The sequence below is a fragment of the Rugamonas fusca genome, from assembly GCF_014042365.1.
Taxonomy (GTDB): Bacteria; Pseudomonadota; Gammaproteobacteria; order Burkholderiales; family Burkholderiaceae_D; genus Rugamonas; species Rugamonas fusca.
This window is the reverse complement of sequence record NZ_JACEZS010000045.1, coordinates 1-12997: the sequence shown is the minus strand read 5'-3', so window position 1 is coordinate 12997 and position 12997 is coordinate 1. Positions and strand designations below refer to the sequence as shown.

Here is a 12997-nt window from a genome sequence, read left to right as displayed (position 1 = left end):
TGCTCCACGCTTCCTTCCCACAGTCAGTTACCCTTCCGCAGTTGCGCTTCACTTCGCTCACTGTGGTCAGCTCGCGGCGGGACTTGCACCCACAGGAGTGCGCCCATGCTGGGCGCACCAAAAAAAATCGCCCGGCTAGTCGGGCGATTTTCCGTGGCGGGAGCCGGCTTGCGTCAGGCCGCCTGCTTCTCGTCGCGCAGCTGGCGGCGCAGGATCTTGCCGACGTTGGTCTTGGGCAGCTCATCGCGGAACTCGATGTATTTCGGCTTCTTGTAGGCCGTCAGTTCGTGCTTGCAGTAGTCTTGCAGCTGGTCGGCCGTCAGGCTCGGGTCCTTGCGCACCACGAACAGCTTCACAGCCTCGCCCGAGTTCTTGTCCGGCACGCCGATGCACGCCACTTCCAGCACGCCTGGGTGAGCCGCCACCACGCCTTCGATCTCGTTCGGGTACACGTTAAAGCCCGACACCAGGATCATGTCCTTCTTGCGGTCCACGATGCGGGTATAGCCGCGCTCGTCCATGATGCCCACGTCGCCGGTCTTGAAGAAGCCATCCGCCGTCATCGACTTGGCCGTCTCGTCGTCACGCTGCCAGTAACCGGCCATCACCTGCGGACCACGGATGGCGATCTCGCCGGCCTGGCCGAACGGCAGCGGATTGCCGTCATCGTCCAGGATCTGCACTTCCGTCGAGGGAATCGGCAGGCCGATGGTGCCCGTGAATTCCTTGATGTCGACGCGGTTGGCCGTGGCCACGGGCGAGGTTTCCGACATGCCGTAGCCTTCGATGATGGGGGTGCCCGTCAGCTTGAGCCAGCGGTCGGCCACGGCTTGTTGCACGGCCATGCCGCCGCCGTTGCAGATCTTGTAGGACGAGAAGTCCAGCTTGGCGAAATCGGCGTTGTTGAGCAGCGCGTTGTACAGCGTATTCACAGCCGGGAATACGCTGACCTTGTACTTGGCCAGTTCCTTGACGAAGCCGGGAATGTCGCGCGGATTCGGGATCAGCAAATTCATGCCGCCCAAACGCATGCCCATGAAGCCGCTGATGGTCAGCGAGTAGATGTGGTACAGCGGCAGCGCGCACACGAACACCAGCTGCTCCTTCTGCGGCGGCAGTTGCAGCCACGCTTCGTTCTGCAGCACGTTGGCCACTACGTTACGGTGCAGCAGCACGGCGCCCTTGGACACGCCCGTGGTGCCACCCGTGTATTGCAGGAAGGCGATGTCGTCATGGCCCTGCTTGACCGGCTTGAGCTTCAGGCGCGCGCCCTCGGCCAGCACTTGCTTGAACGAGATCGCCTTGGGCAGCGAATAGGCCGGCACCATCTTCTTGACCTTGCGCACGACGAAATTGACCAGCATGCCTTTCAGGCCGCCCAGCAGGTCGCCCATGCTGCCCACGATCACGTGCTTGACCTTGGTGTTGGCCACTACCTGCTGCACCGTGGTGGCGAAGTTTTCCAGCACCACGATGGCTTCGGCGCCCGAATCGTTGAGCTGGTGCTGCAGTTCGCGCGGCGTGTACAGCGGGTTGACGTTGACCACCGTGTAGCCGGCGCGCAGGATGGCGGCCATGGCCACCGGATATTGCAGCACGTTAGGCAGCATGATGGCCACGCGCGCGCCCTGCTGCAAGCCCTTGCTTTGCAGCCAGGCGCCCATGGCGGCCGACAGACGGTCCAGCTCGCCATAGGTGAGGAATTTATCCATGCAAACGTAGGCGTTGCGATCGGAGAACTTGCGGAATGCCTCCTCCAGGATGTGCGTCACCGAGCGGTATTGCGTAATATCGATTTCCGCCGGCACGCCTTCGGGGTAGGACTTCAGCCAAATCTTTTCCATCTAATGCCTCACTATCAGGTTGACGGCGCGTATCACTGAGCGCCAGGTTCGTTTGCTATGGTTTTTAAAAACGAAGGCCGGCAAGCCACCACGCTTGCCGGCCGGGTATATGTTGCCGCTACGCCGCCTGCTTGACGGCCGCTTGCGGTTCGTCGCGCAATGCGCGCCGCAGGATCTTGCCGACGTTGGTCTTGGGCAGTTCGTCGCGGAACTCGATGTATTTCGGCTTCTTGTAGCCCGTGAATTGTTCCTTGCAATAGGCCATCAGCTGATCCACGGTCAGGTTCGGGTCCTTGCGCACCACGAACACTTTGACGGCCTCGCCCGAATGCTCGTCCGGCACGCCCACGCAAGCACATTCGAGCACGCCGGGATGGGCCGCGATCACGCCTTCCAGTTCGTTCGGGTACACGTTGAAGCCGGACACGAGGATCATGTCTTTCTTGCGGTCGACGATCTTCACGTAGCCGCGCTCATCCATCACGCCCACGTCACCCGTCTTGAAGTAGCCGTCGGGCGTCATCACCTTGGCCGTCTCGTCCGGACGGTTCCAGTAGCCGACCATCACTTGCGGGCCACGGATGGCGATCTCGCCGGCCTGGCCCAGCGCCACGGGCTGGCCATCATCGTCCAGGATGGCGACCTCGGTGGACGACACGGGCAGGCCGATGGTGCCGGAGAACGCCGTGCTGTTGGCCGGGTTGCTGGTGGCCAGCGGCGACGTTTCCGACAAACCGTAGGCTTCCACGATGGACTTGCCGGTGGCCTTCAGCCACTTGTCGTTGACGGCTTGCTGCACCGCCATGCCGCCGCCGTTGGCAACCTTGAGCGCGGAGAAATCGAGCGACGCGAATTCGGGATGGTTGACCAGCGCGTTGTACAGCGTGTTCACGGCCGGCAGCACGTTGATCTTGTACTTGCGCATTTCCTTGATGAAGCCGGGGATGTCGCGCGGATTGGGGATCAGCAGGTTGAGTGCGCCGGCGCGCGCGCCCCACAGCGCACAGGCCGTCAGCGCGAAGATGTGGTACAGCGGCAAGGCGCACACCACGGTCAGCGCTTCCTGCGCGTTGCCGATGGCGGGCGCCGACCAGGCTTCCACCTGCAGCACGTTGGCCACCAGGTTGCGGTGCGTGAGCGTGGCGCCCTTGGAGACGCCAGTGGTGCCGCCCGTGTATTGCAGGAAAGCCACGTCCGACGGTTGCAATTCAACCGGCGTCAGCTTCATGCGGCCACCGTGCGACAACGCATCCTTGAAGCGCATGGCGTTGGGCAGCGAGAACGGCGGCACCATCTTCTTGACGCTGCGCACCACGAAATTGACCAGCATGCCCTTCAGGCCGCCCAGCATTTCACCCATGCTGGCCACCACGATATGCTTGACCGAGGTCTTGCCCAGCACCTGCTCGAGCGTGCTGGCGAAGTTCTCCAGCACGATGATGGCTTCGCTGCCCGAGTCGTTAAGCTGGTGTTCCAGTTCGCGCGGCGTGTACAGCGGGTTGACATTGACCACGGTATAGCCGGCGCGCAGGATGCCGGCCACGGCGATCGGGTATTGCAGCACGTTGGGCAGCATCACGGCCACGCGCGCGCCCGGTTTCAGGCCGCGGCTTTGCAGCCACGCGCCCAGGCGCCTGGACAGCGCATCGACTTCGGCGTAGGTGAGAAATTTATCCATGCAGACATAGGCATTGCGGTCTGCGTACTTGCGAAACGCTTCTTCCAGCAGTTGCACCAGGGAACGATATTGATTAGGATCAATATCAGCCGGCACACCAGGGGGATACGACTTCAACCAGATTTTCTCCATCCTGTGCCTCTTGTCTCGATTTTATCGTTGTGGAAACCGGCGCACAGGGCCGGGAAGCAGGGTCAGGCGCTCCCCCGGCGCGAGCGCCGTGAAAGTACTTGAACCGATGCTATATAAACGAACGCTCGTGCGCAAGCGCTTTTGCGCCGATTGGAGCAAGCCTTCTAAGCGCGCTGATGCGTATCTTTTTGACAACAGCCATGCTGCGACGCAGCATCATTGAACAGTGCCGGCAGCCGGCGCCGGCGCGGCGCTGTTCTCCGCATTGAGCATGGCGGGGCGTCCCAACCACTGCAGCCGCTGCTGGCGTTGCGCCACCGCCATGTCCGCCAGTGATCGCACCGCAGCATAAAAGCGCGGAAAGCTCTTCTCCTGTGCCAGCAGCGCACGAAATCCCGGCAAGTCTTCCTGGTAGGTGGCCACCGCGCTCAGGTGCGCGTTGTTGAGCGGCTCGGCGAACCAGCGGTCGTAACCGGCATAGCCGCCCCAGCTATCCTTGAGTTTCAGGTAATCGGCCTTGAGGGCGGCGAAGATGCGCGCCTTTTCCTCGCGCTTGTGGTGCGCGCTCGTGTGGCGCGCGTAGGCGGCGGCCAATGCCGCGCGGTGGCGCACCAGCAAGGCCAGGAATTGCTCGCGCCGCACATGGTAGCGTGCATAGCCTTCGCGCATGGCGTCGTTGCCATACAGGTCCAGCCACAGTTGCACGCCGGCCTCCTCCACGGCTGTGGCGAAGCCTTCGTTGAACTGGCTGTCGCCCTGCACGTAGACGACCTGGTGGGCCAATTCGTGGAAGATCATGCGGGCCAGTTCCGCGTCGGAATAGTTGATGAAGGTCGACAGCAGCGGATCGCTGAACCAGCCCAGCGTGGAATAGGCGGGCACGCCCCCCACCTGCACGTCGTCGCCCTCGGCCCGCAGCTCGGCGGCGTATGCCAGTGCGTCTTCCTTGCTGTAGTAGCCCCGGTAGCTGACGCAGCCGGCGATGGGGAAGCACCATTTGATGGGCCGCAGCGACAATTCCGGCGTAGCCACCACGTTCCACAACACGAACGGGCGCGACAGGGCGGCGTAATTCTTATAGCTGGCGTTATCGGGCAGGCCCAGGTGACGCACGGCGAAGCGCCTGATCAGCAGCGCTTTTTCCAGCCTGGCCTTCAGTCGGGGATCGGTGCTGGGATCGCCGAGCCAGTCTTCAATGGGCCGGGCGTCCGACCACAGCGCATACTGGCCCTGGGCGGCCTGGATGTAGTACTTGAACTGGGCGCAACCGGCCAGCATCAGGGCAAGTCCGCTCCCCACCAGCCAATACCTGGCGCGGAAGAACACGCTGCGAAACTGGCCCATGGCACACCTTCATGCGACAACTTTCTCGACTTGTACCAGTGTATCGTAAAACGTGGGGCCGCGGCCCATGTCGGTCAACGCCTGGCTGGTCACTTCGTTGGCGTTCTTGCCGTCGCTGGCCAGCTTCTTCCACCACACGGACAAGCCCACCACCAGTCCCGGCCGCGCCTTGGCCGTCACGCGCGCCTTGGCCACGAAGGTGCCACGGTCGTTGAAGATGCGCACCATGTCGCCGTCCGCGATGCCGCGCGCGGCGCAATCGTCCGGGTGGATGTCGAGGTGGGGCTCGCCTTCGGCCGCGCGCAGACTCTTCACGTTGACGAAGGTGGAATTGAGGAAGTTGCGGGCCGGCGGGGAAATCATGGCCAGCGGGTAGCGTGCCGCCAGTTCCGGGTTGCTGCCTGGCGATTCGTACGGCGCGTTGTAGGATGGCAGCGGATCGAGGCCATCGGCCGCCATCGTGGCTGAATAAAACTCGCACTTGCCCGATGGCGTGGGGAAGCCGCCGTCCGCGAATGGCGCGTCCGGCATGGCCAGCTTTTGCCAGCCCTTGCGCTTGAGCGATTCCCAGTCGAAGTGGATGGCGCGCGGGCTGTCGCGCCGGAAGGCCTGGGCCGCCAGCTGGTCGTCGCTTTCCTGGAAGCAGGGATCATCGAAGCCCATGCGGGCCGCCAGCAGGCGGAAGATTTCCGTGTTGGGCTTGGCTTCGCCCAGCGGCGCGATGGCGGCGTTGTTGGCCATCATGTACAGGTGGCCATAGGCCGTGTGGGTGTCCACATGTTCGAGCTGGGTGGTGGCGGGCAGCACGATGTCGGCATAGTCCGCCGTGTCGGTCTGGAAGTGCTCGAGCACGACGGTGAACAAATCCTCGCGCGCGAAACCGGCCGCCACCTTGGGCGAATCGGGCGCGATCGCCACCGGGTTGGCGTTGTAGACGATCACGGCTTCGACCTGGGGGCCAAACTCGGCCGATGCGGGGCGCAGCAAGTCGTCGCCGATGGTGGCCATGTTGATGGTGCGCGGCGCGTTCGGCAGCAGGTCGGGCCGCTGCAGCGCCGCCTTGTCAGTGGGGAAGGCGCCGGACGCCGACAATTGCACGCCGCCGGCCGCGTGGCGCCACGCGCCCACCAGCGCCGGCAGGCAGGTGATATTGCGCACCGACATGCCGCCGCCGCGCACGCGCTGCACGCCGTAGTTGAGGCGGATGGCCACCGGCTCGCCGGCTTTGGCCATCTGGCCGTAGACGCGGGCCAGTTCCACCACCTCGTCCACGGTAATGCCGCAGGTGGCGGCCACGCGCTCGGGCGTCCATTCGGCGGCGCGCTGCTTCAGTTCCTCAAAGCCCAGCGTGTGGCGGGCCACGTAATCGTGGTCGAGCAAGTCTTCCTTGATCAGCACGTGCATCATGCCCAGGGCCAGCGCCGCGTCCGTGCCTGGCATCAGTGCGATGTGCTGGTGGCATTTTTCCGCCGTCAGCGAGCGGTAGGGATCGATGGCGATCAGCCTGGCGCCGCGCCGCTTGGCTTCCTGGGCCCGGGTCCAGAAGTGCAGGTTGGAAGCGATCGGGTTGCCGCCCCAGATCAGGATCAGCTTGGCATTCTGGAATTGCTCGAGGTCGGTGCCGATGGTGGCGCCCATCGTGTATTTGTAGCCGGTCGCGCCGGCCGAGGCGCAAATGGTGCGGTCCAGCAGCGACGCGCCCAGCTGGTGAAAGAAACGGGCCGACATGGAATCGCCCTGCACCAGCCCCATGGTGCCGCAATAGTTATACGGCAAAATCGCTTCGGGCGCGCGCGCGGCGATGCTTTTCAGGCGCTCGGCGATGGTGTCCAGCGCCTCGTCCCAGCTGATGCGCTCGAACTTGCCCTCGCCCTTCTTGCCCACCCGGCGCAGCGGATGCAGCAGGCGTTCGGGGTGATAAGTGCGCTCCGCGTAGCGCGACACCTTGGTGCACAGCACGCCTGCGGTGGGCGGATGGTCGGGATCGCCCTTGACCTCGGTGGCCACGCCGTCTTCCACCGTGACCAGCAGGGCACAGGTATCGGGACAGTCATGCGGGCAGGCGGCGCGAACGTGGGTGATGGTCATGTCGGGTTCCAAAAAGCGTACACTGAAACCGCTATCGTAAACGATTCCGGCGCAGCGCACCGGCCGTCGGGTTGGCGCTGGATTTCCCGCTGTTACAAGGGCTACAATGCCTGATCTCGCAGACGGCCTCGGCAGTCTGCGAACCCCAACACGGAGACAGCAATGAAACTAGTTGAGCCTATCCTGGCGTTTCAATCCGAATTGCAGCAGATCCGGCGCGACCTGCACGCCCATCCCGAGCTGTGCTACGAGGAACGGCGCACGGCCGACGTGGTGGCGGCCAAGCTGACGGAATGGGGCATCCCCATCCTGCGCGGCATGGGCCAGACGGGCGTGGTGGGCATCATCAAGCACGGCACCTCGCCGCGCGCGGTGGGCTTGCGGGCCGACATGGATGCGCTGCCCATGCAGGAAATCAACACCTTCCCCCATGCCTCGCGCCACCCCGGCAAGATGCACGCCTGTGGCCACGACGGCCACACGGCCATGCTGCTGGGCGCGGCCCGCTACCTGGCGCGCCACCGCGACTTCGACGGCACCGTCTACCTGATCTTCCAGCCAGCCGAGGAAGGCGGCGCCGGCGCGCGCAGCATGATCGCCGACGGCCTGTTCGAGAAGTGCCCGATGGACGCCATCTACGGCATGCACAACTGGCCCGGCGCGGCCACCGGCACGCTGAGCGTGACGGCAGGGCCGATGATGGCGTCGAGCAATGAATTCCACGTCACCATCAAGGGCAAGGGCGCGCACGCGGCCCAACCCCACAACGGCATCGACCCGGTGATGGTGGCCGTGCAGATCGCGCAAAGCTGGCAAACCATCATCACGCGCGAGAAAAGTCCGCTCGACACGGCCGTGCTGTCGATCACCCAGATCCACGCCGGCAGCGCCACCAACGTGATCCCGGATGAAGCGAAGATGGTGGGCACGGTGCGCACCTTCACCACGCCCGTGCTGGACTTGCTGGAAACACGCATGGGCGAGATCGCCCGCCACACGGCCGCCGCGTTCGGCGCCGAGGTCGATTTCGAGTTCAAGCGCAACTATCCGCCGCTGGTCAACCACGCGCGCGAAACCCAGTTCGCGCTGGAAGTGATGAAGGAGGTGGCCGGGGCCGACAACGTCAACCCCAACGTGGAACCCACCATGGGCGCGGAAGACTTCGCGTTCTTCCTGCAGGCCAAGCCGGGCTGCTACGTCTTCATCGGCAATGGCGAAGGCGGCCACCGCGATGGTGGCCACGGGCTGGGGCCGTGCGTGCTGCACAACGCCAGCTACGACTTCAACGACGACCTGCTGCCGATTGGCGCCAGCTTCTGGGTCCGGCTGGCCGAAAAGAGCCTGCCGCTGGCGCAGTAAGGGGCCGGATCAGCGTCAGGCCAGCTTGTCCGGTGCCGTGCCCACGCGCTGGCCCGGATTCAGGCGTTCCAGTGCCAGCAGGGCGGCCGAATGGTCGGCCTGCGGATAGACCTGTTCGATCGTCTCATAACGCTGCGTGACCAGCTCGGTGACGGGCAAGGTCACGCCAGCGGCCGCCGCGGCCGCCAGGATGTTGCGCTGGTCCTTGATCTGCGTCTTGACCTGGCCGCCGGCGACGAAGTTACGCTCCAGCATGCGCTGGCCATGCACCTCCAAAATCTTGCTCTCGGCGAAGCCGCCACGGATGGCCGTGCGCACGGCGGCCGGATCGGCGCCGGCCGCCTGGGCCAGCAGCAGCGCCTCGGCCACGATGTTGAGCGTGGCGCCCACGATCAGCTGATTGCACAACTTGGACACCTGGCCGCTGCCGGCCGGCCCCACCAGCGTGGGCCGTCCCATGGCCGCCAGCACCGGCTCGGCCTGGGCGAAATCCTGGGCGCTGCCGCCGGCCATGATGGCCAGCGTGCCGGCCTGGGCGCCGCCCACGCCGCCGGACACGGGGGCGTCGATGAAGCGCCGGCCCTGCGCGGTGAGCAAGGCATGGAACTGCTGCGCCTCCGACTGGCGCGTCGAACTCATATCGATCCACAGCGCGCTGGGCGCGAGCGCCGGCAAGGCGGCCTCCAGCACCAGTGCCACGGTCGGGCCCGCTTCGAGCATGGAGATGACGATGTCGGCCTCGCGTACAGCCTCGTCGAGCTGCGGCACGGGCACGGCGCCCGCCGCCGCCAGGGCTTGCGCCTTGCTGTGGGTGCGATTCCAGACCTTGACGGTATAGCCAGAATTCAACAGCCGGCGTACCATCGGGTCTCCCATCAAGCCGATGCCAAGAAAGGTGATGCGCATGGGGATGCTTACTCCTGAAAAGGTCGATATTGCTATCAATTTAAGAAAATTTTCGCGCTAAAACAATTTGCTGGAACCCCGGTACAATCAGGTCAGCCGTATCCATGGAGAGATACAGCTTTTTAATTGCAAGGATACTATGTTCGCTAAAAAGTTGATTGCGGCAGCCGCCGCATTGTTGGCCGTGCAAGCGGCACAGGCAGCAGATGGTAGTGTGATCGATTCCGTTTCCGTTGACTATGGCAGTTCCGCTAAGGTCCGTATGGTGCGGCTGGGGGTACAAAAAGATTGGAACGTGCGCTGGTTCCAGTCCAACGGCAGCCACCTGAGCGGCTACTGGGACGCCAGCTTCGGCTTCTGGCGCGAAAACCAGTACAAGAACGTGTCGGGCGCCCATGAAAATCTGACCGACATCGGCTTCACTCCCGTGTTCCGCTGGGAAAACGACAACAAGAAGGGCATCTACTACGAAGGCGGGATCGGCGTGCACCGGCTGTCCGAGCTGTACAACAACGACACCTATCGCTTGTCCACGCTGTTCCAGTTTGGCGACCACATCGGCATCGGCTATGTGCTCGACAACAACTGGGAATTCGGCGCCAAGATCCAGCACTTTTCCAATGGCGGCTACCGCAAGCCCAACACGGGCGTGAACTTCGTGGAACTGAAAGCGTCGTACCACTTCTGATCGGTTCGCCTTAATAAAAAAACGCCATGTGGCCCTGCGACGAGCTGAAGCGTCGCAAGCGCACATGGCGTTTTTTTACGCGTTCGATTCCGCGACGATCTTCCAGGCCTGGCCTTCCTTGGCCCAGTACTGTTTCTTGCGCACGGCATGGCGGTAGCGGCCCACCACGGTTTCCTGCGTGAAGTTGCTGACGATGATCTCTTCCTTGCTGGGCTCCCGGAAATAGCTGGGTTCGCTCACAATCACGCTGACTTTCTTGGCCCCAGGCAGGAATTGCTGCTTGGCCAGCCACGTATCCACATCGTCATCGGTGGCGGACTTGAAGTGGGCCGAATAATGCGAACGCAGGCCCGCTTCGTCGCGCCGCTCCACGTCGCGGCGCCAGCTTTCCACCAGGCCGGTGGCCAGCTTGAGGTCGTTCTCCATGACGGCCTTGGTGACGAACTCCACCTGGTCGCCGATCAGCACCGGGGTCTTGCCGATTTCCACCGTGCGGGTCAGCTTGAACAGGTCGTCATTGCTGACCACCACGCAACCGTCCGTGGACAGCGGCGGCCGGCTAAACGTTTCCTGCGGCGTGCCATGCACCCAGATGCCGGAACCGCCGCGGCCATGGACCTTGTCCCAGTCGTTCGGATAATCGAGCGGCAAGGCGCCCTTGCCATACATGTCGGGCAGCTTCACGCCGGGCAGGCGGCCCACGATGTAGTACACGCCGATCGGCGTGCGCATGTCGCCCTCGCGCGATTTGTTGATGCCCAGCTTGCCCTGGCTGACATAAAAGTCCGACAGCAGGCGCAACTGGTCATTGCGGTTTTCGTACAGGTAGAGCCGGGAATGCTTGGCGTCCACGATCAGGGCGTGGCGCTGGTCCTTGCGCATTTGCAGCAACGCACGCGGCACCAGCGACGCGGCGGGACGGCCAGGCTGGGCCTGGAAGCGCACGGCCGCCTCGCGCCGCAGATCGGCCAGCCGCGCTTCCGCACCAACGGGCACGGCCGCGCCCAGCATGGCCACGGGGCGGGTGTGCATCAACAGCAAGTCACCGCGCAACAAGTGTCCAAGTCGGAAATTCGGATAGGCCTCGACCAGCGCGTCGGCCTTCTCCTGCGCGGCGCGCAGGTTGTTCTCGGCCAGCTCGCGGTATATGTCGGACAACAACTCTTCAGGATCGGCCTTCTGGACTACCGGCGCATGGTGCGCCTTGACGGGCTTTTTTGCGGCGAAGCTGGTCCCTCCCCCCAACAACCCCATGAGGAGGACGCACAGCACACGACTTGTCCGCCAATCTTGCATAAATCTAAAATGTGACATCAGCTACCCGAGGACTCCTGCTTGATCTGCCATTTTCCACCATTTTTGATCAGCACGAGCGTTTTCCGGCTACGAGCCGTCAATCGGTCGGATTCATACGTCTGCCGGAACGTCACTTTCGCCGTATTGCCATGGACATCGACTTCGGGCGTGCCGATCTCCACATGGATGCGTCCCTTGCCGGCGATGCGCGCGCGGCGCTCCTCGGCCCAGGCCTTGCGCGACATGCCCTTCGGCGGTTCAAATTCGTTGGCGTAATAACCCAGGTAACCATCCACGTTCTGTGCCGACCAAGCCTTGGCCCAGCCATGCACCTGTTTCAGCACCGCATCGCTCTCGCTGCTATCGGGTTTGGGCGGTTCCACCTTGGCGGCCGGCTTCGGTGGCTCCACCTTCGCCAGCACAGGCGCCGGGGCAGGCTTGGGTGGTTCCACCTTCACTGGAGCGGGTTTGGCCGGCTCCACTTTCGCCGCAACCGGAGCCGGCGCGGCCACGGGCTTGGCAGGCTCAACTTTCGCCAGCACGACCGGCGCCGCCGGTTTCGCAGGCACGGGGACCGGCGCCAGCGCGGGTTTAGGCGGCTCAACTTTGGCCAATACCGGCGCGGGAGCAGGTGCCGGTTTGGCGGCCACGGCCGGTGGTGGCGTCACCGATAAGGCCGGAATCCGCTGCGGCGGCAATGCCTTGGCCGTGTTTGGCGACAATGGCGTAATCAACTGCACGGGCGCATTGGCGGCCGGACGCGCGGGCGCCGGCGCCGGCGCTGCTTGCGCTACTTGCGGTTCCGGCACCGTCAGCTTGGCACCGGTGCTGCTGGAGAAGGTACGCAGCAAGGTCAGCTTGGACTTGGACGGGGTGTTGTTGGCGCCCAGGGCCAGCGCCTTGTCGTAGGCCTGGCTGGCCATCTTGCCATAGACATCGCCCAGGTTCTCATAGGCCGTCATGTAGCTCGGATTGGTGCGGATGGCTTTTTCCAGCGCGATGCGTGCCTTCTCGTACTGGCCGTTGGCAGCGTACAGGACAGCCAGGTTGTTATAGGGTTCGGGCAAGTCGCGGTAATCTTCAGTCAGCTTGGTGAAGACGGCGATGGCTTCGTCCGATTTGTTCTGCTCCGTCAGCAATACGCCTTTCATGAAACGCATTTGCGGATCAGCAGGATGCTTGGCCAGGAACTCATTGGTCTTGACGAGCGCCTCGGCCACTTTGCCTGCGCGCAGCAATTTGCTGACGTCGGCCACCTCATCGGCCCGCGCAGGCGACGCCCACAACAGTGCAATCACACCGGAATACCCCAGCAACCGGGCAATGGCACGACGCATGCTCGGGGTGGAAACCTTGTTGTTGCTACTAGTTGGAGCGGTCTTAATTTTCATTGAGGTCTGAAGCTAGCGCGAAAGGGGACATGGTACACCTTCTATTTCCGCATATCAAAAGTAAGAATGGATACGCATGGTTTTAGTAACAGATGTCCAACAACGATGACAAACAAACAGTACGGACGAAAAAAAACCCCGCCGACACATGTCAGCGGGGTTTTTTCATAATAACTAGCTTGACGATAACCTACTTTCACACTGGTTGCAGCACTATCATCGGCGCAGAGTTGTTTCACGGTCCTGTTCGGGATGGGAAGGGGTGGGACCA

The 12997-nt window shown here is 63.3% G+C and carries 9 protein-coding genes and 1 rRNA gene; 2 read left to right on the top strand and 8 right to left on the bottom strand.

Features of this window, described 5'->3' with window-relative positions; all coding sequences use genetic code 11:
• Nucleotides 1-173: 173 nt before the first annotated feature.
• From H3H36_RS26065 to H3H36_RS26050, 4 genes are all read right to left on the bottom strand, one after another.
• Nucleotides 174-1844: a long-chain fatty acid--CoA ligase gene (locus tag H3H36_RS26065; protein WP_182220944.1), complete on the bottom strand. Its 1671-nt coding sequence runs from the start codon at nt 1842-1844 to the stop codon at nt 174-176.
• A 118-nt stretch (nt 1845-1962) separates the two neighbouring features.
• Complete coding sequence (locus tag H3H36_RS26060) at nt 1963-3654, bottom strand: long-chain-fatty-acid--CoA ligase (RefSeq protein ID WP_182220943.1); 1692 nt, start codon at nt 3652-3654, stop codon at nt 1963-1965.
• 216 nt (nt 3655-3870) lie between these two features.
• A complete protein-coding gene (locus H3H36_RS26055; protein WP_375539626.1) occupies nt 3871-4998 on the bottom strand; it encodes an aminopeptidase in 1128 nt (375 codons plus the stop codon).
• Between the two features lie 9 nt (nt 4999-5007).
• On the bottom strand, nt 5008-7086 hold the full coding sequence (locus tag H3H36_RS26050) for a molybdopterin-containing oxidoreductase family protein (RefSeq protein WP_182220942.1): 2079 nt from the start codon (nt 7084-7086) through the stop codon (nt 5008-5010).
• Between the two features lie 162 nt (nt 7087-7248).
• On the opposite strand from H3H36_RS26050, the gene H3H36_RS26045 reads away from it, so the two are divergent.
• Entirely contained in the window at nt 7249-8445 is a 1197-nt protein-coding gene (locus H3H36_RS26045; protein WP_182220941.1) for a M20 aminoacylase family protein, read from the top strand.
• A gap of 15 nt (nt 8446-8460) precedes the next feature.
• Here the strand turns inward: H3H36_RS26045 and H3H36_RS26040 are convergent, their stop codons facing one another.
• Nucleotides 8461-9351, bottom strand: coding sequence for an NAD(P)-dependent oxidoreductase (locus H3H36_RS26040; protein WP_182220940.1), 891 nt, complete (start codon nt 9349-9351; stop codon nt 8461-8463).
• 214 nt (nt 9352-9565) lie between these two features.
• Between H3H36_RS26040 and H3H36_RS26035 the strand changes: the two genes are divergently transcribed.
• A complete protein-coding gene (locus H3H36_RS26035) occupies nt 9566-10039 on the top strand; it encodes an acyloxyacyl hydrolase (RefSeq protein WP_311196698.1) in 474 nt (157 codons plus the stop codon).
• A 75-nt stretch (nt 10040-10114) separates the two neighbouring features.
• Here H3H36_RS26035 and H3H36_RS26030 read toward each other — a convergent pair whose 3' ends face one another.
• From H3H36_RS26030 to rrf, 3 genes are all read right to left on the bottom strand, one after another.
• Nucleotides 10115-11197 carry a L,D-transpeptidase family protein gene (locus H3H36_RS26030; protein ID WP_229220114.1) on the bottom strand — a complete coding sequence of 361 codons (1083 nt, stop codon included), beginning with the start codon at nt 11195-11197 and terminating at the stop codon, nt 10115-10117.
• Nucleotides 11198-11352: 155 nt separating this feature from the next.
• Nucleotides 11353-12726, bottom strand: coding sequence for a L,D-transpeptidase Cds6 family protein (locus H3H36_RS26025; protein WP_311196697.1), 1374 nt, complete (start codon nt 12724-12726; stop codon nt 11353-11355).
• Between the two features lie 177 nt (nt 12727-12903).
• Nucleotides 12904-12997, bottom strand: a 5S ribosomal RNA gene (gene rrf / locus H3H36_RS27860); the annotation flags it as partial.

Bases quoted from the DNA above. Each gene is read 5' to 3' on its own strand.
- H3H36_RS26065 (WP_182220944.1), bottom strand. From the start codon at position 1,844: ATGGAAAAGATTTGGCTGAAGTCCTACCCCGAAGGCGTGCCGGCGGAA.
- H3H36_RS26060 (WP_182220943.1), bottom strand. From the start codon at position 3,654: ATGGAGAAAATCTGGTTGAAGTCGTATCCCCCTGGTGTGCCGGCTGAT.
- H3H36_RS26055 (WP_375539626.1), bottom strand. From the start codon at position 4,998: ATGGGCCAGTTTCGCAGCGTGTTCTTCCGCGCCAGGTATTGGCTGGTG.
- H3H36_RS26050 (WP_182220942.1), bottom strand. From the start codon at position 7,086: ATGACCATCACCCACGTTCGCGCCGCCTGCCCGCATGACTGTCCCGAT.
- H3H36_RS26045 (WP_182220941.1), top strand. From the start codon at position 7,249: ATGAAACTAGTTGAGCCTATCCTGGCGTTTCAATCCGAATTGCAGCAG.
- H3H36_RS26040 (WP_182220940.1), bottom strand. From the start codon at position 9,351: ATGCGCATCACCTTTCTTGGCATCGGCTTGATGGGAGACCCGATGGTA.
- H3H36_RS26025 (WP_311196697.1), bottom strand. From the start codon at position 12,726: ATGAAAATTAAGACCGCTCCAACTAGTAGCAACAACAAGGTTTCCACC.